Origin of the sequence: Arsenicicoccus cauae (assembly GCF_043162025.1) — a bacterium.
GTDB lineage: Bacteria > Actinomycetota > Actinomycetes > Actinomycetales > Dermatophilaceae > Arsenicicoccus > Arsenicicoccus cauae.
In genome coordinates, this window is record NZ_CP171001.1 from 432,522 (window position 1) to 456,351 (window position 23,830).

A 23,830-nucleotide genomic window follows, 5' to 3' on the forward strand; every position below is an offset into this window, starting at 1 on the left:
CCAACCTATGACACCTGTCACCCGGGACTCGTGACAGGTCCCGCACGCCGGCGTCGGCGTAGGTCAGCAGGCTGGTGCCATGACGACGACGACGGCACCCGCGGTGGAGCTGCGGGACCTGCGCAAGACCTTCAGGGGCACGGGCAAGGGGACCAGGGGCCGGCAGGGCTCGCGCGAGGCCCGCACCGTGACCGCGGTCGACGGCCTCGACCTGACGATCGAGCCGGGCGAGGTGGTGGCCTTCCTCGGGCCCAACGGGGCCGGCAAGACCACGACCTTGGACATGGTCCTCGGGCTCACCTCGCCGACCAGCGGGACGGCCCGCACGTATGGCGAGGAGCCCCGTCGTGCGGTCGCCGCCGGGCGCGTGTCGGCGGTGCTGCAGAGCGGCGGGCTGCTGCCCGACCTCACCGTCCGCGAGACGGTGCGGCTGGTGGCCTCGTTATTCCCCCGGCACGAGGACGTCGACGACGTGCTGGCGCGGGCGGGCCTCACCGGGCTGGGCGGACGCCGGGTCTCCAAGTGCTCCGGCGGCGAGCAGCAACGGCTGCGCTTCGCGCTGGCGCTGCTGCCCTCGCCCGACCTGCTGGTCCTCGACGAGCCCACGTCCGGGATGGACGTCACCGCCCGGCGTGACTTCTGGGCCACCATGCACGCCGACGCGGACGCCGGCCGGACCGTCGTGTTCGCCACGCACTACCTGGAGGAGGCCGAGGACTTCGCCCGACGCATCGTCCTGGTCGCCGGCGGGCGGGTCGTCGCCGACGGGACCACCGCCGAGCTGCGGGCCCAGGCGACCGGGCGGCTCGTCAGCGCGCAGATCGGGGCGGGCGAGCTCGCCCGCGTGACGGACGTGCTGCAGCGGGTGGCAGGCGTCGACGACGTCGACCACACGGGGACGCCGGCGGGCGGCATACGGGTCCTGGTGCGCTGCACCGACTCCGACACGGTCGCCCGCACCCTGATGACCGACCTGGGGGCCTGCGAGCTGGAGATCTCGCGCGGCTCCCTCGACCAGACCTTCCTCGAGATCACCGAGCAGGCCGAGCAGGCCGCCGCGACGACGGAGACCGCGCGATGAACACCACCTACTACCGCCTCGAGATCGCCCGCATCTTTCGTGACTGGGTGGGCCTGATCTTCACCGTCGGGATCCCCCTGTTCATGTACCTCATCTTCGGCGCCGCCGCGGAGTACAAGGACGAGACGGCCGGCAACGGCAACGTCGCGGCCTATCTCATGGTGTCCATGGCGGCGTACGGCGCGGTGACCGCCACCACCGGCATCGGCGGCTACGCGGCCATCGAGCGAGCCTTCGGCTGGGGGCGGCAGCTCGGCCTCACCCCGATGCGCGACGGGACCTATGTCGGGGTCAAGACCGCCACCGCCATCACGATCTGCCTGCAGCCGCTCGTCCTGATCTATCTGATCGGCTGGCTCACCGGGGCCCGGGCCGACTGGCAGGTCTGGGTGCTCGCCCCGATCATCACCGTGGTGGGGGCCGCCGCCTTCGCGATCTACGGCATGGTCTTCGGCCTGTGGATGCGCAGCGAGTCCGCAGGTGGCGCCGCCGGTGGCTCCCTCGTGATCCTCGCCTTCCTCGGCAACATCTTCATGCCGCTGTCCGGGACGCTGCTGACCATCGCCAAGTTCACCCCCCTCTACGGCCTGATCCAGCTGGTGCGCTATCCCCTGACCGAAGGCCGCATCATGACCCCCGACGGCCTGATCGAGGAACCCCTGTGGGTGCCGCTTGCTAACGTCGCCGCATGGCTGCTGATCCTTGCGATGCTGGCGACCTGGCTGGTGCGCCGCAGCCGGGGACGGCAGTGAGCGGAGCCCACTCGACCCTGCAGGACCCGTGGAGCCGCTACGGGTGGGTGATGGCCGCCGTCTGGCTCGCCTTCCTCGGCTTCCCGGTGATCGAGGTCCTGCGGGAGTCGGCCCCGACCTGGCTCAAGGGCCTCGCCCTGGCCGCGATCGCGAGCTTCGCGTTCGTGTACGTCTGGGCGATGAACCGGCTCTGGGCCTTCGGCGAGGGCCGGCGCGTCAACCCCGCCGCCGTGCGCTGGTACGCCCTGCTGATCGCTCTCTGCCTCGTCACGGTGCCGGTGCTGGGCGTCGACGCCGTCGGGATGGCGCCCTTCCTGCTGAGCTTCGCGATGTTCACGTTCCCGATGCGTAACGCCTTCGGCATCTCCGCGGTGCTGCTCGCCCTCGCCGTCGGGCTCCCTTGGTGGGCCGGGGTGTCCGGCAGCTTCGGGTTCCTCACGATCATCCTGGTGATCGTCTTCATCTCCACGGCGGTGACCCGGGTCGCCAACAACAAGGAGTTTGATTACACCCGCACCAAGGACGCTTTGCGCATCGCCTCCGAGCGCGAGCGGGTCGCCCGCGACGTGCACGACGTCCTTGGGCACTCCCTGACCGTGGTCGCCGTCAAGACCGAGCTCGCCGAGCGGCTGCTGGACGTCGACGTCGAGCGGGCCCGCGCCGAGCTGATCGAGATCCGCTCGCTGACCCGCACCGCCCTCGCCGAGATCCGCGAGACCGTGGGTGGGCTGCGGGTCGCGTCGCTGGGCGACGAGGTCGAGGGCGCCCGGATGGCGCTCACCGGTGCCGGCATCGCCGCCGACCTGCCGGACGACCTCACCGTGGTCGACCCGCGTCACCGCACGGTCCTCGCCTGGGTGCTGCGCGAGGCCGTCACCAATGTCGTGCGGCACTCCGGGGCCGGGCAGTGCGTCATACGGCTCTCGCCCGCAGGCCTGGTCGTCGAGGACGACGGGCGCGGACTGCGAGGCGGCAAGGAGGGCAACGGCATCCGCGGCCTGCGCGAGCGCGTCGCCGGCGCCGGCGGATCGCTGACGATCGGCCCCGGGACCGACGGGCGGGGCGCCCGGTTGCAGGTGCGGCTATGACCATCCAACTGCTGCTCGCCGACGACCAGGCCATGGTGCGCGGCGCCCTCGCGGCCCTGCTGGACCTGGAGACCGACCTCCAGGTCGTGGCGCAGGTCGGTCGCGGGGACGAGGTGCTCGACGCGGTCCGCGCGAGCTCCCCCGACGTGTGCCTGCTCGACATCGAGATGCCCGGCCTCGACGGCCTGGAGGTGGCGAGGCTGCTGGCCCGCGAGGCCCCCGGCGTGCGCTCGCTCATCGTGACGACCTTCGGACGGCCTGGCTACGTGCGGCGCGCACTCGAGGCGGGGGCCAGCGGCTTCGTGGTCAAGGACGCGCCGGCGAGCGAGCTGGCCGAGGCCGTGCGGCGCGTGCACGCCGGGCTGCGGGTGGTCGACCCTGCCCTGGCGACCGAGTCGCTCTATGGCGGCGCCTCCCCCCTCACGGCCCGCGAGCGCGAGACCCTGCTGCTCGCGATGGAGGGCCACCGCGCTCCGGACATCGCGGCGCGGCTGTTCCTCTCGCCGGGGACGATCCGCAACCACCTGTCGTCCGCGATCGCCAAGACCGGCACGTCGACGGCCGTGGAGGCGGCGCGCGAGGCCCAGTCCCGCGGCTGGCTCTGACCCCCCTGCGTGACCAAACTGCTGTCTGCACGCGTCCTTGCCACACCCACACCCCCGGAACGTGGCAAACCTGCTGCCCCGACGCACATTGGTCACACGAGGAGGCGCTCTCCCTGCTCGGCGAGCGCCCTCCGGATGCCCGCCAGGGTGTCCGCATGGTGCTGGAAGTAGTCGATCCGGTTGACCACGATCACCCGGTAACCGAGCCGCTCCAGGCGATTGCGCCTCGCCTCGTCCTCGACCCGCTGCTGGGGCGTCGCGAAGTGGTGCGCGCCGTTGTACTCGACCACCAGACGGCGGCTCCGCCAGAGGAAGTCGACGTATCCGATCAGGCCACCACGCTCGTCATGGATGGCGGCGTTGAGCTCCGGCTCGGGGAACCCCTCACGCACGAAGTCCTGCCGGAGCCTGGACTCCATCGCCGAGTTGACCCCCGGGCGGACATCCCTCAAGGCTGCCCGCGCCGCAACCACGCCCGGGCTGGCCGATGTCAGGGTCGCGGCCACGTCCGTCACATCGACGCCGGAGCGCCACCCCACGATGGTGTCGCCGAGGACGACGAGGTCGCGACGGCTCAGCACCGGCGCCAGCTGACGAAAGACGAATGGGCGCGCAACGACGGGTATGGACACCCCTGGGAGGCGCACCGTGGTGACGTCCGCCCCCAGGTAGTGAGGGCGCACCGTGGCAAGGCGACAGGGTTGGCCACCCCACCTGCCGATGTCGAGCAGCTCGCCCGGCCTCCACGACCAGGGAAGCGCCAGTCCGTGCAACCACGCGGCGAGCGAGCCTGCGGCGGCCGAGCCTGGCGGCAGGACCAACGAGATCGCAGCGACGTCCTCTCTGACGTTCTCGGGCATGCGATGGCCGACGACTCCGCGGTGTGGGTGGGGCATCGCCTCGATGGTCCGGCGCGAGACCCCCAGCTCTCGCGCTCGACGACTGGTGAACCAGGGCGTACGCATGAGCTCTGGCGGAAGCGGCCTCTTGATAGCCATAGGGCGAGTTTGCCGCCGTCAGGCCGGATTATCTCTCGAGCATCCACAGGAGCGTGCGTCAGGCCCCGATCACCACACACTCCTGTGGACAACTGGCGGTTGAACCGCATGTCTGCCCCATCCCACTGCCTCAGCGGGGGACACGTGCCCCCTCCCAGCACTTTTGCTTCACCAGAGGCATCCCGTCGGCGCGAAAGTGCGTGGCACCAGCAGTTTGGTCACACTCGTCGGGGTCAGGCGTCGAGGGCCCCCTCGGGGTAGATGATGCGCGACGGGTCGCGCGCCGTACGCCGGACGTGCCAAGTCGTGACTCAGCCCTCACGCATGGGGATGCGAACTCCCTTGTCCTGCGCCACCTGCTCGGCGATGTCATAGCCGGCGTCGACGTGCCGGATGACTCCCATGCCGGGGTCGTTGGTGAGCACGCGGGCGAGCTTCTGTGCGGCGAGCGGGGATCCGTCGGCCACGGACACCTGCCCGGCGTGGATCGACCGCCCGATGCCCACGCCGCCGCCGTGGTGGATCGACACCCAGGAGGCGCCGGACGCGGTGTTGACCAGCGCATTGAGCAGTGGCCAGTCCGCGATCGCGTCGGACCCGTCGGCCATGGCCTCGGTCTCGCGATAGGGCGAGGCGACCGACCCGCAGTCCAGGTGGTCACGCCCGATGACGATGGGGGCGGACAGCTCGCCGCTCGCCACCATCTCGTTGAACCGCAGCCCTGCCCGGTCCCGCTCGCCGTACCCCAGCCAGCAGATGCGCGACGGCAGTCCCTGGAACGCGACCTTGTCGCGAGCCCCGTTGATCCACGTGTGAAGTCGCTCGTCGTCGGGGAACAGGTCGAGCACGGCCTGGTCCGTGCGGTGGATGTCCTCGGGGTCGCCCGACAGGGCCGCCCAGCGGAACGGGCCCTTGCCCTCGCAGAACAACGGCCGGATGTAGGCCGGCACGAATCCCGGGAACTCGAAGGCGCGTTCGTAGCCGCCCTGCCGCGCCTCGTCGCGGATCGAGTTGCCGTAGTCGAAGACCTCGGCGCCCTTGTCCTGGAAGTCCACCATGGCGCGCACGTGCATGGCCATGGACTCCCTGGCCCGGTCGGTGAACTCGTCGGGCTTCTTCTCGGCGTACTGCGCCCACTCGTCCACCTCGACGCCGATCGGCAGGTAGGACAAGGGGTCGTGCGCGGACGTCTGGTCGGTGACGATGTCGATGGGGACGTCACGCCGCAGCAGCTCGGGAAAGACCTCGGCGGCGTTGCCGACGAGCCCCACCGAGAGCGCCCGCCGCTCGTCCTTGGCCCGCAGCGCGGACTCGGCTGCGGCGTCGAGGGATTCGTGCACCTCGTCCAGGTAGCGGTGCTCGACGCGGCGGTCCAGCCGGGTCTTGTCCACGTCGACGACCAGGCACACCCCGCCGTTGAGGGTGACAGCCAGAGGCTGCGCCCCGCCCATGCCGCCGCACCCGCCGGTGAGGGTCAGGGTGCCGGACAGCGTTCCACCGAAACGCTTCTCGGCCACCGCGGCGAAGGTCTCGTAGGTGCCCTGCAGGATCCCCTGCGTCCCGATGTAGATCCACGAGCCGGCCGTCATCTGGCCGTACATCGTCAGCCCGAGGTGCTCCAGCCGCCGGAACTCCGGCCAGTTGGCCCAGTCACCAACGAGGTTCGAGTTGGCGATGAGCACGCGCGGTGCCCACTCATGGGTCTGCATGACGCCGACGGGGCGGCCCGACTGCACCAGCATCGTCTCGTCCTCGCGCAGGTCCTGCAGCGTGCGCACCATCGCGTCGAAGCTGCGCCAGTCGCGCGCCGCCCGCCCGGTCCCGCCGTAGACGACCAGGTCGTCGGGCCGCTCGGCGACCTCGGGGTCGAGGTTGTTCATCAGCATCCGCAGCGGCGCCTCGGTCTGCCAGCTGCGGGCCGAGAGGGTGGTGCCGCGTGCGGCGCGGACGGGACGGGAGCCTTGCATGGCTGCCTCCTCGGGCGATCGGGTCGTATGACGAAGCCGTGGTCACCACCCGGCGTCGTCGCCGGAGCGGGGTCCCCCCATCGAACCTCGCCGACATCACGGCGACCAGCCCCGGCATACGGGCATCTGTCTCGAATCCAAGACACCGAGCCCAACCCTCTGGCCGTCGTCGTCAGTCCGAACCCGACCGGACCGACTCCTCAGCGCTCCGGGCCTCGCGCCGTCTGAAGGTACCTCCCGATTGCGGGGGACGTCAGTCCTCGACCCAGCCGTAGCCGCGGGCCATCGTCCCCAGCCGACCCCGCAGGTGCAGGATCTGCGAGCCCGTCAGCGTCGGCTCGGCGCGCAGCAGCATCTCGGTGATCGCGTCCTCGAACTCGCGCGGGGACAGCACGTCCACCTCGCCGTCCGGGCGCTCCACCGCACGTCCGGCCGGTCGCCGCACGTCCAGGTCGTCACCGAGGGCTCGCACCTGGGACGCCTTGGGCCCCTTGGCGCCCTCCTCGGGCACGTACTCGACGATCACGCCGGGGCGCACCTGCGCGCGATCGCCCACGATGTCGTTGACGTGCAGGAACACGTCGGGTCCGTCGTCGTCGGGAGCGATGAAGCCATATCCCTTGACCGCGTCGAACGACAGCACCTCACCCTGAATCACATCCGCCATGTGACGCACCTTACCCACGTCCCCGCCGACGAACCGTCGCGACCGGCCGCATCGCACCGGTGAACCCGCGAGCCGGTGAACCCGCTCCGAGCGGTGGTCGCGCTCAGCGTCGCCGTCCCGGCGGTCGCGGCCCCGCTAGGTTGGACCCGTGGACCTCCGGATCGCGCAGCTGGCCAACTTCGTGGGGCCCACGTCCGGCGGGATGAAGGTCGCGATCGACCAGCTCGCGCGAGGGTATGTCGACGCCGGCGCACGACGGCTCCTGATCATCCCCGGGTCCACCGACGACCGCATCCCCACCGAGCTCGGCGACGTCGTGACGGTGGCGTCCCGCGAGGTCAGCGGCGGCTATCGGATGATCCTCGACCCTCGGCCGGTGCTGCGCGCCCTCGTGGACTTCGCACCGACCTCGATCGAGATCTCCGACAAGTCCACCCTGCTGCCGGTCACGCTGGTGGCGCGCCGCCGACAGGTCCCCACCGTCCTGCTCTCCCACGAGCGGCTGGACACGATGCTGAGCATGCGGATCGGCGTGCAACGCGGCCTGCGGCGCCCCATCCGGTTGTTCAACGGTGCGCTGTCCCGCGCGTTCGACCACGTCGTGACGACGTCGCACTTCGCCGCCGGCGAGTTCTCGGGGCTCGCGTCCCTGGCGCCTCACCGGCTGCACCAGGTGCCGCTCGGCGTGGACCTCGTGACCTTCCGCCCGCTCGACCCACCATCGCCGCCCGCCACGGACGGGACGATCCGCCTCGCCCACTCCGGTCGCCTGTCCCGCGAGAAGGACCCCCACCTCGCGGTGCGCACCGCGGTCAGCCTTCACCGGCGCGGCATACCCGTGCGTCTGGACGTGTATGGCGAAGGGCCCCACCGCCACGAGCTCGAACGCCTGGCGGCCGGGGCCCCCGTCACCTTCCACGGTCACGTGGCGGGCCGCCCGGCCCTGGCCCGCCGTCTCGGGGAGGCGGACGTGGCGCTCAGCGTGTGCGCGGGCGAGACCTTCGGGCTCGCGGTGCTGGAGGCGCTGGCCTGCGGGACGCCCGTCGTCACCGCGGACCGTGGCGGGGCCCGCGAGCTGGTGGACGAGACGTCCGGCGCCTGGGGGCGACCGGATCCTGAGTCCTTGGCGGACGCCGTGCTGCAGGTCGTGGCCCGTCCGCCGACCGAGCGCCGCCGCGACGCCCGGGCCCGCGCCGAGGGCTACCCCTGGAGCCGCACCGTCGAGCGGATGCTCGGGCTGCACCGCACCCTCGCCACCGCCTCGGGTCGCCGCCACCCCTCACGTTGAGAGGCGACAGACGGGGGTTCTGCGGCCCTCAAAGCCCCGATCTGTCGCCTCTCAACGACGGGTGCCGGCGAGGACGGCGGGGCCGGGCGCCGGGGCGGAGTCACGCTCCGAGGCATCCGGCACCCCACGCGTCCGCAGGAGCAGCGGCACCGCCACCGCCAGCACCATCGCCCCCGTCAGCACGATCGCCACGGGACGCCCCTCGAGCGAGGAGTCGAGCGGGGCGCTCACCCCGCCGACCACGCTGATCGCCAGCAGGACCCGCAGCTGCCGGACCCCGAGGGGCAGGGCGGCGACGAAGGGCACCACCCACAGGGCATACCACGCATGCACCACCGGCCCCAGCAGGAGCACCGCCAGCATCGTGACGGCGACCGACCGCAGCGCCGCGGGGCGATCACCGCTGCGGGCCCGCAACGCGCAGACCACGCCGACGAGCACGGCCGCCGCCATACCGAGGGTGCGGGCCGTGGTCAGGGCCGGGGCCCAGAGCTCGGGGTGGCCGGCGTGGTTGACCACCCAGCCGACCGCGCGCCCGGCCGTCGTCGACAGCGAGAACGGCGTGAGCACCTCGCCGGGCACGGCGAGCGCGCCGACCCAGCCGACGCCGAGGCGGTAGGGCAGTCCGCAGACCAGCAGCGTGACCACGCCCAACCCACCGACCGCCAGCGCCCGCTCGACCCGACGCCGCACCGTCGCCCCCACGCCCAGGCTGACCAGGACCACCCCGACGCAGACCAGGCCGCCCGGCACCTTGACGCCCGCGGCGAGACCTCCGAGGACGCCCGCCCAGCCCCAGCTGCCGCGCCCGGCCACGACGAGGGCCGCGGCCCCCAGCCCGGCCAGCAGCACGTCGTTGTGCAGCCCGCCGACGCCGTGCGCGACCATGAGCGGGCTCGCGGTGACCAGCGCCGTGACGGTCGCGGCGTCTCGGCGGCACCAGCGGGCGAGCTCCGGCAGGGCCCAGAGCAGCAGCGCCAGCCCGAGCAGGGCAGCGCAGCGCTCGAGGACGATGGCCAGCCAAGGGTCGCGCGTCAGGGTGGTGGCCGTCGCGCCCCACACCAGAGGCACGGGCCCATAGGGCGTGGGCGTGTCCATCCACCGGGGGTCCACACGCTCGCTCCAGGGCCCCGAGAGGGTCACCGGGGCATAGCTGTATGGCGACAGCAGCCGCCTCGTCAGCTCACCCTGAGCGACATAGCTGAAGCCATCCCGGCTGAACAACGGCGGCGCCATCAGCAGCGGCAGCGTCCACGACCAGGTGGCGCGGCGCACGAGGGCCAGGGCGCCCGGAGGCCGGGGGACGCAGGCGCGCAGCAGCGAGAGCCAGGCCCAGGACACCAGGGCCAGACCGAGGACGGCCAGCACGAGACCGACACCGTGGCCTGGCATCGTGGCGCCCCACTGGGTCAGCGGGGCGGCGAGGGCCGCGCCGACCGATGCCGGCAGCGGCGTGATGACGAAGCCCCCGACGAGGACCAGGAGTACGCCGACGACGCCTCGGGTGATCACCCTGCTGACGCTAGGCAGGCCGCTCGCTCACCCGTTGAACGCCGTATGACGCCCCGACGAACCCCTGGCGGCGACTGGTCATCTCCCGACGTCAGCGCAGCGGGCCGGTCACCTGCTCGACCGCGGCCAGCAGGCGACCGGAGGCGACCGCGTCGTGGGCGAGCGCGATGTCGGGCGCGAGGAACCGGTCCCTCCCCGGGCCCTCCCACCCGGCGTCGCGGAGCACCTGGATGGCGGCCCCCGTCGCCGGGGCTGGCTCGAGCGGCGAGCGCAGCTCGATCCCGCGGGCTGCCGTCAGCACCTCGATGGCCAGCACCCGCGTGAGGGCGTCGACGGAGCGGCGCAGCTTGCGGGCGGCCGACCACCCCATCGAGACGTGGTCCTCCTGCATCGCGCTGGACGGGATCGAGTCGACGGAGGCAGGGAAGGCGAGGCGCTTCATCTCGGAGACGATGGCGGCCTGGGTGTACTGCGCGATCATGTGGCCGCTGTCGACGCCGGGGTCGTCGGCGAGGAAGGGGTTGAGCCCGTGCGACCGCGCCTTGTCGAGGAAGCGGTCCGTCCGGCGCTCGCTCATCGAGGCCACGTCGGCGGCCACGATCGCGAGGAAGTCCAGGACATAGGCCACGGGCGCGCCGTGGAAGTTGCCGTTGGACTCCACCCGAGCGTCGAGCGTGACGACGGGGTTGTCGACGGCGGCGGCGAGCTCGCGCGTGGCGACGAGGGTGGCGTGCGCGACGGTGTCCCGCGCCCCGCCGGCGACCTGCGGAGCGCACCGCAGGGAGTAGGCGTCCTGCACGCGGGTGCACGCCTCGGTGCGGTGGCTCTCACGGATCGGGCTGCCCGCCAGGACGGTTCGCAGGTTGTAGGCCGAATCCCCCTGTCCCGGGTGGGGCCTCAGCTCGTGCAGGTCGGCGGCGAAGACGTTGTCCGTGCCCAGCAGGCCCTCGACGCTCATGGCGGCGCTGATGTCCGCGACCGTCAGCAGGGCCCGCAGGTCGGTGATGGCGAGGACGAGCATGCCGAGCATCCCGTCCGTGCCGTTGATCAGGGCCAGGCCTTCCTTCTCCTCCAACGTGATCGGCGTGAGGCCGGCCTCGCGGAGGGCGTCCCCCGCGTCAGCCAGGTCACCGGACGGCAGCCGCACCGGGCCCTCCCCCATCAGCGCCAGGGCGCAGTGGGCGAGCGGCGCGAGATCACCTGAGCACCCGAGGGATCCGTACTCGTGCACCACCGGAGTGATGCCCGCGTTGAGGAGGTCGACATATGCCTGGGCGGTCGAGACCTTCACGCCGGTGCGGCCGGTGGCGAGGGTTGACAGGCGCAGCAGCATCAGGGCCCGCACGACCTCGCGCTCCACCTCCGGGCCGGAACCGGCGGCGTGCGAGCGCACGAGCGAGCGCTGCAGCTGGGCGCGCAGCTCGGTGGGGATGTGGCGGGTGGCGAGCGCTCCGAAGCCCGTCGAGACGCCGTAGTGCGGGATGGTGTCGCCCGCCAACCCCTCGATCACCGTTCGGCTGCGGGCGATCTCGTCGACCGAGTCCTGCGTCAGGGCGACCGGCGCGTCGTGCCGCGCCACGGCGACGACGTCGTCGAAGGACAGCGGCCCGCGGCCGACCTGGACAGGGGTGCGCTCAGCAGTCATGCCGCTCATTGTGCGAGCCCCCGCGCGTGGGCCGGCACCCCTCGGCGCCCCAGTTATGTCCCGGATCTGAGACATGCCGACGGGGGCGCGACGGGGCGGCCTCGCCGGGGCGGGCGGTTCGGCATACGGTCGGAGCAGACAGACCCTGCCGTATGACGAAAGGCCCGACGCCATGACCACCACCGCCCCCGCGCCGGTCACGCGCTACTACCAGCTCGTCGACGCCGGCGACGTCGAGGGCCTGGTCGCCCTCTTCACCGAGGACGCGACCTATGAGCGGCCCGGCTACGAGCCGATGCGCGGGCACGCGGGGCTCACGGCGTTCTACTCCGGTGAGCGGATCATCGAGTCCGGGGCGCACACCCTCACGCACGCGGTCGTCGACGGCGACGACGTCGCGGTGCAGGGGCGGTTCGAGGGCACGGCGCGCGACGGACGTGCCCTGGAGCTGCGGTTCGCCGACTTCTTCCGCCTCGACGGGGACCGGATCGCGTTCCGCACCACATACTTCTATGCCCCGCTCGCCTGAGCCGATGCCACTGCGGGTCGTCGTCGTCGGCACCGGACGGGTCGCGACCGCCCTCGCGCACGGGATCGCTGGCCTGCGCGAACAGCCCTGCGCGGCAGAGGATCTCGACGTCGAGCTGATCGGCGTCACCGGTCGGGACGAGGCCGCCGCCCATGACCTGGCGGCGGCCTGCCGGACGTCGGCGCTCCCGTTGGCGGTCGCGACCGCCGGGGCCGATCTCGTGGTCCTCTCGGTCAGCGACGACGCCATCCCCGCCGTGGCGGCACGGCTCGCTGGCGCGGGCGCGCCAGGCAGGGAAGGCGGCGCGGCCGTCCACGTGTCGGGCGCCACGGGCCGGGACGCGCTGACGCCGCTGGCCGCCGTGGGATGGGCGACGGGGTGCTGGCACCCGCTGCAGGCCTTTGCGACCCGCCGGTCCCGCATCGACCCCGGCAGCCTGTGGACCGTCACCGCCGACCCCGCCCTCACCCGCACGGTGACCGCGCTGACGGCGAGGCTGGGCGGCCAGGCCCACTCCCTCGCCGACGACCACCGGGCGGTCTACCACGCGGCCGCCACCCTGGCCGTGACCAGCGCGGTCGCCGGGATCGCGCAGGCGCAGGAGCTGCTGTCGCGCTGCGGCCTCGGCGACGCCCCGACCGTGCCCGCCCTCGCCCGGCTGGTCGCCGGGTCGCTCGCCGGGGTCGCGGAGGTCGGGCCGGCCCAGGGGCTCACGGGTCCGCTCGTGCGCGGCGACCTCGGCACCGTCCGGCGGCATGCGGCGGCCCTCGCCGAGCAACCGCCTGCGCGAGACCTCTACGCCGCGAGCGGGCGGGCCGTCATACCCCTGCTCGAGGAGCGCGGCCTGGCTCCGGAGGTCACCGCGGCGCTGGCGGGGGCGCTGGCGTGGGAGCTGGACGGGCCGCCGGGCACGTGACGGTGACCACTGTCCGTGCTCGGGCGGAGCAGATCAACAGCCTCGTCGCCTAGCCTTGGTGCGCTCCACCCGCCCACCCCGAGGACAGTCCCGTGCAGCTCAAGACCATGGTCAGCGGCAAGATCCACCGCGCCCGCGTGACCGCCGCCGACCTCCACTACGTCGGCAGCATCACCATCGACGAGGACCTGCTGGACGCCGCCGGCATCGATGCCTACGAGCGCGTGCAGGTCGTCGACATCGACAACGGCGCCCGGCTCGAGACCTACACGATCCCCGGCGCCCGTGGCTCCGGCGAGATCCAGCTCAACGGCGCCGCCGCGCGACTCGTGCAGCCTGGCGACCTGGTCATCGTCATGGCCTACGTGCAGGTCAGCGTCCCCGTGCCCGCCGACTGGCACCCCAAGGTGGTGCTCGTCGACCCCACCGACAACTCGATCGCCCGGGTCATCACCGAGCGCGACGACCCCCATGCGCTGCGGGGCGCCAGCCTGCAGGTCGACCTCGACGCCGAGCACCAGGGCTGATGTCCGTCCACCGCGGCGAGCGACGCCTCACCGTCCAGGACCTGCTGCGGCTGCACGCTGCCGGCGAGCGCCTGCCGATGGTGACCTGCTACGACTACACGTCGGCGCGGGTCGTGGACCGCACGTCGATCCCCATGGTGCTCGTCGGCGACTCGCTCGGCATGGTCGTGCACGGCCACGACTCCACCCTGCCGGTGACGCTGGACGACATGGTGCGGCACACGCAGATGGTGGTCCGCGGGTGTGACCGTCCGTTGGTGGTGAGCGACCTGCCCTTCCTGACGTATGCCGACGACGCGACCGCCCTCCACTCCGCCGGACGTCTCATGGCCGAAGGCGGATGCGGCAGCGTCAAGCTCGAGGGCGGCCGGGCCGTGGCGCCGGTCGTGCGCCGGCTCGTCGAGACCGGGATCCCGGTCATGGGCCACCTCGGCCTGACGCCGCAGTCGGTGCACCAGCTCGGGCTGCGGGTGCAGGGCAAGGACGCGGCGCGGGCCGCCGAGCTCGTGCGAGATGCGCTGGCGCTGCAGGACGCCGGCGCCTGGGCGGTCGTCCTCGAGCTCGTCCCCGCACCGCTGGCCGCCGCGATCACCGAGCGGCTCGACATCCCCACGATCGGGATCGGGGCCGGGCCGGGATGCGACGGCGAGGTGCAGGTGTGGCACGACGTGCTCGGGCTGTACGACGAGCACGTGCCACGCCACACGCGGCGCTACGCGACACTCGCGGACACGGCGGCCGAGGCGCTCGAGCGGCTCGCGACCGACGTGCGGTCTCGCGAGTTCCCCACGGCCGCACAGTCGGTCACGATGCCCGACGACGTCCTCGCCGAGGCCCTGCGCCGGGCGGGCGATCTCGCCTGACGGCGGGCGCCCGGCGTACGACCGGTCCCACGACCACCACAGGACAAGGAGATCCGATGCGCGTCGTCACCACCCGCGACGAGCTCACCGCTGCTCGTGCCGAGCTCGGGACCGTCGGGTTCGTCCCGACCATGGGCTACCTGCACGACGGCCACCTGTCGCTCGTGCGAGCAGCCACGAGCGCCAACGACTCCGTGGTGGTCTCGATCTTTGTCAACCCCACGCAGTTCGGGCCGGGCGAGGACCTCGACAGCTATCCGCGCGACCTCGCCCGCGACCTCGCGCTGCTCGAGGCCGAGGGCGTCGACCTCGTCTGGACGCCCGCCGTCGAGGACGTCTATCCCGCAGGCTCGTCCACGCGTGTCAGCGTCGGCGGCGTCACCGACGTCCTCGAAGGCGCCCGCCGCCCAGGGCACTTCGACGGGGTCGCGACCGTGTGCACCATCCTGTTCGGCGCGGTGCGGCCGACGCGGGCCTACTTCGGGCAGAAGGACGCCCAGCAGACCGTCGTCATCCGCCGCCTCGTCCGCGACCTCGCGCTCGGTCTGGAGGTCTGCGTCGAGCCGATCCGCCGCGAGCCCGACGGCCTGGCCATGAGCTCGCGCAACACCTATCTCAGTCCGGCCGAGCGCTCCGTCGCCCCCGTCCTGCACCGCGCCCTCGTCGCCGCCGAGGAGTCGTATGCCGCCGGGCACCGCCTCGCCTCGGAGCTGCTCAGCGCCGCCCACGCCGTCCTGGCCACCGAGCCGACCGCGCAGGTGGAGTACGTCAGCGTCGCCGACCCGGACACCCTGGCCGAGCTGGACGACGTCGATCCCGCACGCGGCGCGCTCCTGTCGTTGGCCGCCCGCCTCGGCCGGACCCGCCTGATCGACAACCTCGTCCTGCCGCGGTCCGTCTAGGAGCTGTGGACGGTCCGCGCCACGACATCGGCGACACGCGTCAGGATGGGGGCATGCCCCGCAGCGCCTCCCCCGCCGTGAGCCAGGCGGTCGCGATCCTGCGCCACCTCTCGCGGCACCCCGAGCCCGTGCCCGCCGCCGCCGTGGCGCGCGACCTCGGGCTGCCGCGCTCCACGGCATACAAGCTGCTGTCCCTCCTGGCCGACGAGGGACTGGTGACGCACCTCCCCGAGGAGCGTCGCTACGGGCTCGGGGTCGGGGTGTTCGAGCTGGGCAGCGCCTACCCCCGGCAGGCCGGGCTGGCGCGGGTGTCCCGCCCGGTGCTCGCGCGCCTCGTGGACGAGACGACCCACAACGTGCACCTGGCGGTGCTGCACGGCCGCGACGTGCTCTACGTCCTCGAGGAGCGCGCACCCGGCCGTCCCATGCTGGTCACCGACGTCGGGGTGCGCCTCCCCTCCCAGGTCACCGCGAGCGGCCTCGCCATGCTCGCCGCCCTGCCCGCCGCCCAGGTGCGCGCGCTCTTCCCCGACCGGGATGCGTTCGTGACGCGACGGGGCACCGGGCCGAGGTCGCTGACGGCCCTGCGCTCGGAGCTCGCCGCCGTGCGGACGCGAGGCTTCGCGCTCGAGGACGGCACCGTCACCGAGGGCCTCGCCAGCGTGGCGGCGGCAGTGGTGGACCACGGCGGGCACCCGGTAGCATCCGTCGCGATCACCTATCCACGACACGTGGAGGCATCCGTCCAGCCCCTCGCGGACGCCGCACGACGAGCTGCGCAGGAGCTCACCCGCCGCCTCGGCGGACATCGCAAGGAGCATCCATGACCAGCCTCCACCCCACCCCCGACGTGACCGCCGTCATCCTGTGCGGAGGCACGTCCGTGCGGATGGGCGGCCGCGACAAGACGTCCGAGCAGCTCGGGGAGACGACCGTCCTCGGCCGGATCCTGGACGACCTCCCCGATGACTGGGCCATCATCTGCGTCGGCACCGAGCGCCCGACCACGCGCCCCGTCACCTGGACGCGCGAGGACCCGCCGCTCGGCGGACCCGCCGCCGGCATCGCCACCGGCGCGGCCCTGTCGCAGTCCCCCGTGACCGTGATCCTGGCCGGCGACCAGCCGTTCGCCGGGGATGCCGCCCCCCACGTCGTGGAGGCCCTCACCGCCGCCCGGGCGGGCGTCCAGGCCGTGGCGGTGGTGGACGAGTCCGGATCGCTGCAGCCCTTGCTCGCCGCCTACCTCACCGGTCCGCTGCACCAGACCTTCCCCCCCGGCACCCGCGACGTGTCCGTGCACCGCACCGCCGCGAGCCTGCGCATGGAGGGCATCCCCACCCCCTCCCCGCGAGCGCTGCTGGACGTCGACACCCCCGTCGACCTGTTCGAGGCCCGCGTCATCCACCTCGGCTGACGGCGACCCCGCACCGTCATACGGTGGAGGCATGAAGGCCATCACCCTGCCGTCGTTCGGCGGCCCCGAGGTCCTGACCGTCTCCGAGATCCCCACCCCCGGCATCGGGCCCGACGAGGTCCTCGTCCGCGTCGTCGCCGCCGGCGTCAACCGCGCCGACCTGTTGCAGCGCCAGGGGCACTATCCCCCGCCGCCCGGCGAGTCCGACATCCCCGGCCTCGAGGTCAGCGGCATCGTGGTGCAGGTCGGCAGCCGGGTCGCGGGGTGGCGCGAGGGCGACCAGGTCTGCGCCCTCCTCGCCGGGGGCGGGTATGCCGAGCACGTCGCCGTCCCCGCGGGGCAGCTGCTGCCCGTGCCCGCCGGGACGAGCCTGGTCGACGCCGCCGCGCTGCCCGAGGTGACGTGCACCGTGTGGTCCAACCTCGTGATGACCGCCGGGCTGCGCAGCGGGGAGACCCTGCTCGTGCACGGCGGCTCGAGCGGCATCGGCACGACCGCCATCCAGATCGCCCGGTCCCTCGGGGCGCGAGTCGCGGTCACGGCGGGCTCGGGGGCCAAGCTCGAGCGGTGCCGCGAGCTCGGTGCGTCGATCCTGATCGACTACAAGCAGCAGGACTTCGTGGAGGAGCTGCGCGCGGCCACGGACGGACGCGGCGCCGACGTCATCCTCGACAACATGGGCGCGAAGTACCTCCCTCGCAACGTGGCCGCCCTCGCCACCGGCGGCCGACTCGTGATCATCGGCATGCAGGGCGGCGTCAAGGGTGAGCTCGACATCGCGACCCTGCTGCGCAAGCGCGGCACCGTCGTCGCCACCTCGCTGCGTGCCCGCCCCCGGGACGAGAAGGCGGCGATCGTGGCCGAGGTCCGCGAGCACGTGTGGCCGTTGGTCGAGGCCGGCGAGCTGGCGCCCGTGATCCATGCTCGCTTCCCGGCCCGCGAGGCGGCGCGTGCCCACGAGGAGCTCGACCGTGGCACTCACATCGGCAAGGTGCTCCTGACGATCTGACGCGGCGGCGGTGCGGCCGGACGAAGCCCGGCTGATGCCCCTACCGGGGGCAGGATCATCGACCTGGCGAACGAAGCCCGGCTGATGCCCCTACCGGGGGCAGGATCATCGACCTGGCGAACGAACCCCGGCTGATGCCCCTACCGGGGGCCGGATCATCGACCTGGCGAACGAAGCCCGGTCGATGCCCTTACCCCCGGTAGGTCAGAGCTGGGGGGAGAGGAAGGCCGACAGGGCGCCGGCATACATCGCCGGATCCTCGGCGCCCATCAGCTCGCGCGCCGAGTGCATCGACAGCATCGGCGCCCCGAAGTCGATCGTGGACACCCCGAGCTGGGCCGCCGTCATCGGGCCGATCGTCGAGCCGCACGGCATGTCCCCGCGCGCCGTGAACTCCTGCATCGGCACCCCCGCCTGGTCGCACGCCAGCCGGAACCACCCGGCCGACACGGCGTCCGTGGCGTAACGGCCCTTGACGTTGACCTTGAGCACCGGGCCGCCGTTGAGGGCGACCTGGTGGTTGGGCTCGTGCTTGTCGGGATAGTTGGGGTGCGTCGCGTGCGCCATGTCCCCCGACGCGACGACCGTCGAGGCGAGCGCCCGCTGGTGGTCGTCGCGGTCCCCGCCGAGCGACCGGGTGATGCGTTCCAGGATCTGCGGCAGCATCGAGGAGAAGCCGCCACGCTCGGTCATCGACCCGATCTCCTCGTGGTCGAAGAGCACGAGGACCTGCACGGAGGGCGTCGACGGCCCGTCGCCGTCCACCGCGTCGACGAACGCCCGGGTCCCGCAGTAGCTCGTCCCAAGGTTGTCCAGGCGCGGCGCGGCCAGCAGCGAGCCGTCGTGCCCGAGCAGGGTGGACGGGGTGAGGTCGTGGGTCATGAGGTCCCAGGCGAGCACGTCGTCGACGTCGCAGCCGACCTCGCGCGACAGGAACTCCCGCATGGAGGGGGCGGTTCCGCCATACCCCCAGACGGGGACGAGGTGGGTCTGCGGGTTGAGGGCAAGACCGTCGTTGACCCCGCGGTCGAGGTGCACCGCGAGCTGCGGGATGCGCAGCGTGGGGCTGTCGACGAGCACCAGGTGGGTCTCGACGCCCGCGCGTCCACGCACGGACACGCGGCCGGACAGCCCCAGGTCGCGATCGAGCCAGGAGTTGAGCAGGGGGCCGCCATACACCTCGCAGACGAGCTGGTCCCAGCCGTGTCGGTGCAGGTCGGGGTTGGGGCGGATGCGCAGGTTGGGCGAGTCGGTGTGCGCCCCCACGACGCGGAACGGCGTGGTCGCCCCGTCGGCGTGCTCGGTGGACCACGCGGCCAGCGACCCCGCGCGGACGGTGTAGAAGCGGCCGGCCTGCTGCGGCCAGGCGTCGCCCTCGGTGAGCTCGATGAACCCGGCGGCGTCGAGCATCGCGCCGGCTGACTGCACCGCGTGGAAGGGAGACGGGGAGGAGTCGATGAACTGGCACAGACCGCGGGCCTCGACCTCGGGGTCGAACGAGTGGCTCATGCGGCCAGTATGCCGTCAGCCCTGGCCCCTCCCGACGTGGGGCACGCGCGGCGGAGCCGGCCATCGCCCTGGTGCCACGCCGCGCTACCAGGAGCTGGTGGCGCTCTGGGACTCGTCCCTGCTCACGGACACCGAGAAGTCCTTCATCACGGCCGCGATGGCGGCGATCGTGCGCGACACGACGTCCAAGGTCGAGGACGCCGAGGAACGGGGCGAGGGAGTCGTCGTGGTGCTGCGACCTCCGCAAGAGGGCTCGACCCCGCGACGCAGCCCGCTGGGTCGCCGAGCGACCCGAGGCCCAGGGTCAGCCCGTGCCGTCCTCGACCCGGCTCGTCGCCGAGGCCGAGCCCTCGTCGCGACCGACGCGGGGCGCGCGCTCGGCGACCAGCGGCACCACGTCGGCGATCGAGTCGACGACCCGCGTCGGGCGGTAGGGGAACAGCTCGACCTGGTGCGGACGGGTGGACCCGGTCAGCACGAGGATGGTGCGCAGCCCCGCCTCGAGCCCGGACACGACGTCGGTGTCCATGCGGTCGCCGATCATCACGGTGTGCTCGGAGTGCGCCTCGATCCGGTTGAGGGCGGTGCGCATCATCAGCGGGTTGGGCTTGCCGACGTAGTACGGCTTGCGCCCGGTCGCAGCCGTGATCAGCGCGGCCACCGACCCCGTGGCGGGCAGCGTGCCCTCCACCGACGGACCGCTCACGTCGGGGTTCGTCGCGATGAAGCGCGCGCCGCTCTCCACCAGCCGGATCCCCCGCGTGATCGCCTCGAAGGAGTAGGTCCGCGTCTCCCCCAGCACCACGTAGTCGGGGTCCCGCTGGGTCATCGTGTAGCCCGCCTCGTAGAGCGCGGTCGTCAGCCCCGCCTCCCCGATGACGTAGGCCGAGCCGCCCGGCCGCTGCTCGGCCAGGAAGCTCGCGGTCGCCAGGGCCGACGTCCAGATGCACTCCTCGGGGACGTCGATGCCGCTGGCCAGCAGCCGCGCCCGCAGGTCTCGCGGCGTGTAGATCGAGTTGTTGGTGAGCACCTGGAAGCGCAGCCCACGCTCCTGCAGCGCGCCGAGGAACTCGGCGGCGCCGGGGATAGCGTGCTCCTCGTGGACCAGCACCCCGTCCATGTCGGTGAGCCAGGACTCGATATGGGCGTGGGTCGTCATACGGCCAGTATGGCGACCCACCGGCAGACCGTCGTCCCGCTCGCGCCGGGTGACGCGAGGACGACGCGGAAGGAGCGGAGGCTGCCGCCGGGCCGGGCCGTGGCGGGCCTGGCGGGAGGCCGAGCTTGCGAGGCCGGATGGTAGGCCCGGCCCGGCGGCAGCGTAGCGACGACAGGTGACGTCATACGCCTCAGATCGCGACGCGCTCCGCCTCGGCGAGCTTGTCGGCGATGACCTCGGCGATCGCCAGCGACGCGGTGGCCGCGGGCGAGGGCGCGTTGAGCACGTGCAGGACGCGCGGGTGCTCGTGCAGGAAGTCGAAGTCCTCCACCAGCGTGCCGTCCGGGCGCATCGCCTGGGCGCGGACCCCGGCGCCGGCGCGGACGACGTCCTCGACCTGCACCTCCGGCATCATCTTCTGCGTCGCCTTGACAAAGGCCTCCTTGGAGAAGGACCGCTGCACCTCGCCGATGGAGTACTTCCAGTACTTCTGCGCGAGCCTCCAGATCCCCGGGAAGGCCGCGAGCTGCACCATGTCGCGCGGGTTGATCTGGGTCCACGAGTAGCCCTCGCGGGCCAACGCGATGACGGCGTTGGGGCCGAGGTGGACGTGCCCGTCGATGCCCTTGGTGGCGTGCACCCCGAGGAAGGGGAAGCGCGGGTCGGGCACCGGGTAGATCAGCGCGTTGCACAGGTAGGACTTCTCGGGCGTGAGCTCGTAGTACTCGCCGCGGAAGCCGACGATGCGGGTCTCGGGACGGGCGCCCATGGCCCTGGCGACGAGGTCCGCGTTGAGGCCGCCGCAGGTCACGACCTGCTTGGCGACGATCGTGCCCTGGGTGGTCTCGACGGTGACGTCGTTCAGGCCCGGCCGCCCCGACACGAGCGCGGTGCCGGTGCGGATCTCGCCGCCGGCGGCGCGGATGTCGTCGGCGTAGCTCTGGCAGACGACCTTGTAGTCGACGACGCCGGTGACCTTGACCTGCAGCGCGGCGACGCCCTCGGCGTGCGGCTCGACCTCGCGGAACTCCTCACGGCTCATCCACTGCGTCGGCACGTCGTTGGCCTCGCAGCGCCGCTGGATCTCCTTCATCTTGTCCACCTCGTCGGCGTTCGTCGCCACGACGAGCTTGCCGTCGATCCGGTGCGGGATCCCCTTGTCCTGCAGATACTCCACCAGGCGCACGCGCCCGTCGAAGCACAGCCGCGCCTTGTAGGACCCCGGCGTGTAGTAGACCCCCGCGTGGATCACGCCGGAGTTGTTGCCGGTCTGGTGCCGCGCGATGTCGTCTTCCTTGTCGATGACCACCACGTGGGCACCGGGCTTGCGCAGCTGCAGGGCACGGGCCGTCGCGAGCCCCACGATGCCCCCACCGACGACGAGGACGTCAGCCTCGGTCTTCATGAATTCCCCTTTCGACCCCTCTAGTCTGGCCCGGTGAGCCCCGCGACGAGGACTGAGTCCCCAGAGTCGTCCCGAGGTGTCCGCTTTGCCCGCCTGAGTCAGCGGCCCTGGCCACGCTGGGTCACGGCGGGATGCCGGAGCGTGGTCACCTTGGTGGGTCTCCTTGCCCTGACCCTCGCGTCGGGCCTCGTCGGGATCGCGGTCACCAGCGTCTGGCCGACCCAGGTCGGCACGCAGTCGTATGCCGCCACGGTCCGCCTCTCTGCGGAGCCCGACCAGCTGTCGACCCTGCACGCGCCGACCCTCTTCGGCGACCTGGACCTGCGCTTCGACGGCGTGCTGCCGGCTCCCGGCGTCAGCGCGGTGGCCCGGGTCCAGGACCGCATCACCTCCGTCCTCGCCACCCGTGACCTGTCGGTGTCCGCGCTCAAGCCCACGCCCGCCGAGATCGACGACGCCGTCAGCACCGTCATCACCCAGGTGGGTGGCAAGTTCGCCGGCGGAGCGCTGCTCACCTGCGTCCTCGTGGCGTTCGCCACGCGGCACTGGCGCTCGCGCGACGAGCCGTTGCGGCCGTGGCGGCGGGCGGTCGCCATACCGGCCCTGTCCCTCCTGCTCGCACTGACCGGCACCGCCGGTGCCGCCTGGTCGACCTTCCGCCCGAACCGGCTGGAGTCCGTCGGTGCCGACGGGCTGCTCGGCTACGTGCGTTCCAACACCGCGATCCTCGCCGGCGTCGAGGCGCGGTCAGCGCAGGCCCAGCCCTATGTCAAGAACATGCTGGCGCTCTCGGCCGCGCTGCAGGACAAGTTCGTGCCCGCGGAGCTGGCCACCCCCGCCTCGGTGAAGCTCCTCCTGGTCTCCGACATCCACGGCGCCAACGCCTATCCCCTGATGAGGCAGATCGTCGAGACCGAGGGCATCACCGCCGTCGTCGACACCGGCGACCTGATCAACTTCGGGCGCGTGCAGGAGGCCGAGGCGGCCGGGCTGTTCACCGGCATCGCGTCGCTCGGTGTGCCCTACCTCTTTGTGCGAGGCAACCACGACGCGAGCTCCCCCACCGACGACGCGCTGGTCGAGCGGATGGCGCAGGTCCCGGGCGTCGTCGTGCTCGAGCCGCGCCGCCACACCTACACCCTCGCGACCGTCGGCGGGCTGCGGATCGGCGGCTTCGACGACCCGCGATGGTTCGGCGACACCGGTGGCGGGCCGGCGACGCAGGTGCCCGCGGCCGAGGCCTTCGGCGAGGCGATGCGCGAGCTGCGCGCGGGGCGGGCGACCACCGCCCAGGAGTCCTCGACGCGAGGAGCGACAGCATCCCCGAGCGGGGGCACGCCGGTGCCGACGACCTCGGTCGCCGCCGGCATCACCGCGTCGGTCCCGTCGGCCGAGGCGGTGGCGTCCTCGGCGTCTGCGGCGGCTGCCGCCGATGCCGAGCGGGGCCTGGACGTCCTCGTCACCCACGAGCCCGCGGCGGCGGAGGCCTCGGGCGACGCCGGGATCCGGCTGCACGGTCACATGCACTCGACCGCCTTGCAGGGCAACCGGATCCAGATCGGGACCTTCACCGGCGGCGGAGTCGTGTCGCACTACATCGAGGGCGGCGACGGGGGTGAGCTGGCGGGTCAGCCCTATGCCTTCGACGTGCTGAGCTTCGGCGGGGACTGCCGCCTGCAGACGCTGACGCGCTACAGCTACCGCGACCTGCTCGAGGGCCGACCGGTCTATGACGACGTGCGCGCGATCAACGGCCGCGCGATCCAGTCACCTCTCCCCTCACCAGGGCGCGTATGCCGGGCCGACGCCCCCGTCACGCTGCAGGACGTCAGGGCGACCACCCCGCAGAGCTCGGCGACGCCCACCCCGTAGGCGCGCACGGTCACCTGACGCTCGTCGTGAGCCCTTCGAGCAAGGCGTCCAGCCGCAGCGTCGAGCCTCAGGCGAACCGCTCCGACACCGCGCGCAGACGGTCGCCCTCGGCATCCCCTCCC

22 protein-coding genes are annotated in these 23,830 nt (G+C 72.6%); 14 read left to right on the plus strand and 8 right to left on the minus strand.

Features of this window, described 5'->3' with window-relative positions:
* The first annotated feature begins 79 nt into the window (after positions 1 to 79).
* From ACF3NS_RS01955 to ACF3NS_RS01970, 4 genes are read left to right on the plus strand one after another with little or no spacing between them, the layout of a single operon-like run.
* On the plus strand, positions 80 to 1,081 hold the full coding sequence (locus ACF3NS_RS01955; RefSeq protein ID WP_288799536.1) for an ABC transporter ATP-binding protein: 1,002 nt from the start codon (positions 80 to 82) through the stop codon (positions 1,079 to 1,081).
* Positions 1,078 to 1,833 (plus strand): ABC transporter permease, encoded by a 756-nt coding sequence (locus tag ACF3NS_RS01960; RefSeq protein ID WP_154592752.1) that lies wholly within the window; start codon positions 1,078 to 1,080, stop codon positions 1,831 to 1,833. Before ACF3NS_RS01955 ends, ACF3NS_RS01960 begins: the two co-directional genes overlap by 4 nt.
* Entirely contained in the window at positions 1,830 to 2,921 is a 1,092-nt protein-coding gene (locus ACF3NS_RS01965; RefSeq protein WP_392467486.1) for a sensor histidine kinase, read from the plus strand. Before ACF3NS_RS01960 ends, ACF3NS_RS01965 begins: the two co-directional genes overlap by 4 nt.
* Positions 2,918 to 3,526: a response regulator transcription factor gene (locus tag ACF3NS_RS01970; protein ID WP_154592754.1), complete on the plus strand. Its 609-nt coding sequence runs from the start codon at positions 2,918 to 2,920 to the stop codon at positions 3,524 to 3,526. Before ACF3NS_RS01965 ends, ACF3NS_RS01970 begins: the two co-directional genes overlap by 4 nt.
* Positions 3,527 to 3,618: 92 nt before the next feature.
* On the opposite strand, the gene ACF3NS_RS01975 is transcribed toward ACF3NS_RS01970, so the two are convergent.
* The 3 genes from ACF3NS_RS01975 to ACF3NS_RS01985 form a co-directional block, all read right to left on the minus strand.
* Positions 3,619 to 4,386 (minus strand): endonuclease domain-containing protein, encoded by a 768-nt coding sequence (locus ACF3NS_RS01975; protein WP_195849122.1) that lies wholly within the window; start codon positions 4,384 to 4,386, stop codon positions 3,619 to 3,621.
* 449 nt (positions 4,387 to 4,835) lie between these two features.
* Positions 4,836 to 6,491, minus strand: coding sequence for a urocanate hydratase (hutU, locus tag ACF3NS_RS01980; RefSeq protein ID WP_289033950.1), 1,656 nt, complete (start codon positions 6,489 to 6,491; stop codon positions 4,836 to 4,838).
* Between the two features lie 253 nt (positions 6,492 to 6,744).
* Positions 6,745 to 7,158, minus strand: a complete 414-nt coding sequence (locus ACF3NS_RS01985) for a cold-shock protein (protein ID WP_392467488.1) — start codon at positions 7,156 to 7,158, stop codon at positions 6,745 to 6,747.
* A 148-nt stretch (positions 7,159 to 7,306) separates the two neighbouring features.
* On the opposite strand from ACF3NS_RS01985, the gene ACF3NS_RS01990 reads away from it, so the two are divergent.
* Positions 7,307 to 8,446 carry a glycosyltransferase gene (locus ACF3NS_RS01990; RefSeq protein WP_288798840.1) on the plus strand — a complete coding sequence of 380 codons (1,140 nt, stop codon included), beginning with the start codon at positions 7,307 to 7,309 and terminating at the stop codon, positions 8,444 to 8,446.
* A 51-nt stretch (positions 8,447 to 8,497) separates the two neighbouring features.
* Here the strand turns inward: ACF3NS_RS01990 and mptB are convergent, their stop codons facing one another.
* The gene (mptB, locus tag ACF3NS_RS01995; RefSeq protein WP_288798838.1) at positions 8,498 to 9,958 is read right to left on the minus strand and encodes a polyprenol phosphomannose-dependent alpha 1,6 mannosyltransferase MptB; all 1,461 of its coding nucleotides are present in this window, start codon (positions 9,956 to 9,958) and stop codon (positions 8,498 to 8,500) included.
* A gap of 91 nt (positions 9,959 to 10,049) precedes the next feature.
* A complete protein-coding gene (gene hutH, locus ACF3NS_RS02000) occupies positions 10,050 to 11,612 on the minus strand; it encodes a histidine ammonia-lyase (RefSeq protein ID WP_392467489.1) in 1,563 nt (520 codons plus the stop codon).
* Between the two features lie 163 nt (positions 11,613 to 11,775).
* Here hutH and ACF3NS_RS02005 point away from each other — a divergent pair, with 163 nt between their 5' ends.
* The 8 genes from ACF3NS_RS02005 (at position 11,776) to ACF3NS_RS02040 (ending at position 17,763) form a co-directional block, all read left to right on the plus strand.
* Positions 11,776 to 12,132 carry a nuclear transport factor 2 family protein gene (locus ACF3NS_RS02005; RefSeq protein ID WP_154592760.1) on the plus strand — a complete coding sequence of 119 codons (357 nt, stop codon included), beginning with the start codon at positions 11,776 to 11,778 and terminating at the stop codon, positions 12,130 to 12,132.
* Between the two features lie 4 nt (positions 12,133 to 12,136).
* A complete protein-coding gene (locus tag ACF3NS_RS02010; RefSeq protein WP_392467490.1) occupies positions 12,137 to 13,048 on the plus strand; it encodes a DUF2520 domain-containing protein in 912 nt (303 codons plus the stop codon).
* 107 nt (positions 13,049 to 13,155) lie between these two features.
* Positions 13,156 to 13,575 carry an aspartate 1-decarboxylase gene (panD, locus tag ACF3NS_RS02015; protein WP_288798843.1) on the plus strand — a complete coding sequence of 140 codons (420 nt, stop codon included), beginning with the start codon at positions 13,156 to 13,158 and terminating at the stop codon, positions 13,573 to 13,575.
* Complete coding sequence (panB, locus tag ACF3NS_RS02020; protein WP_392467491.1) at positions 13,575 to 14,438, plus strand: 3-methyl-2-oxobutanoate hydroxymethyltransferase; 864 nt, start codon at positions 13,575 to 13,577, stop codon at positions 14,436 to 14,438. The genes panD and panB overlap by 1 nt, the downstream gene beginning before the upstream one ends.
* A gap of 56 nt (positions 14,439 to 14,494) precedes the next feature.
* Positions 14,495 to 15,340 (plus strand): pantoate--beta-alanine ligase, encoded by an 846-nt coding sequence (panC, locus tag ACF3NS_RS02025; RefSeq protein ID WP_392467492.1) that lies wholly within the window; start codon positions 14,495 to 14,497, stop codon positions 15,338 to 15,340.
* A gap of 53 nt (positions 15,341 to 15,393) precedes the next feature.
* Positions 15,394 to 16,167 carry an IclR family transcriptional regulator gene (locus ACF3NS_RS02030; protein WP_392467493.1) on the plus strand — a complete coding sequence of 258 codons (774 nt, stop codon included), beginning with the start codon at positions 15,394 to 15,396 and terminating at the stop codon, positions 16,165 to 16,167.
* Positions 16,164 to 16,754, plus strand: coding sequence for a molybdenum cofactor guanylyltransferase (locus ACF3NS_RS02035; protein ID WP_392467494.1), 591 nt, complete (start codon positions 16,164 to 16,166; stop codon positions 16,752 to 16,754). The genes ACF3NS_RS02030 and ACF3NS_RS02035 overlap by 4 nt, the downstream gene beginning before the upstream one ends.
* Before the next feature lie 31 nt (positions 16,755 to 16,785).
* The gene (locus ACF3NS_RS02040; RefSeq protein WP_392467495.1) at positions 16,786 to 17,763 is read left to right on the plus strand and encodes an NAD(P)H-quinone oxidoreductase; all 978 of its coding nucleotides are present in this window, start codon (positions 16,786 to 16,788) and stop codon (positions 17,761 to 17,763) included.
* Positions 17,764 to 17,967: 204 nt separating this feature from the next.
* On the opposite strand, the gene ACF3NS_RS02045 is transcribed toward ACF3NS_RS02040, so the two are convergent.
* The 3 genes from ACF3NS_RS02045 to lhgO all read right to left on the minus strand — a co-directional run bounded on the left by ACF3NS_RS02045 (position 17,968) and on the right by lhgO (position 21,836).
* Complete coding sequence (locus tag ACF3NS_RS02045; RefSeq protein WP_288799426.1) at positions 17,968 to 19,272, minus strand: M18 family aminopeptidase; 1,305 nt, start codon at positions 19,270 to 19,272, stop codon at positions 17,968 to 17,970.
* A 304-nt stretch (positions 19,273 to 19,576) separates the two neighbouring features.
* On the minus strand, positions 19,577 to 20,431 hold the full coding sequence (locus ACF3NS_RS02050) for an HAD-IIA family hydrolase (RefSeq protein WP_288799425.1): 855 nt from the start codon (positions 20,429 to 20,431) through the stop codon (positions 19,577 to 19,579).
* A gap of 190 nt (positions 20,432 to 20,621) precedes the next feature.
* Positions 20,622 to 21,836, minus strand: a complete 1,215-nt coding sequence (gene lhgO, locus ACF3NS_RS02055; RefSeq protein ID WP_392467496.1) for an L-2-hydroxyglutarate oxidase — start codon at positions 21,834 to 21,836, stop codon at positions 20,622 to 20,624.
* Positions 21,837 to 21,989: 153 nt separating this feature from the next.
* Between lhgO and ACF3NS_RS02060 the strand changes: the two genes are divergently transcribed.
* Positions 21,990 to 23,708, plus strand: coding sequence for a metallophosphoesterase (locus ACF3NS_RS02060; protein ID WP_392467497.1), 1,719 nt, complete (start codon positions 21,990 to 21,992; stop codon positions 23,706 to 23,708).
* Positions 23,709 to 23,830: the final 122 nt, after the last annotated feature.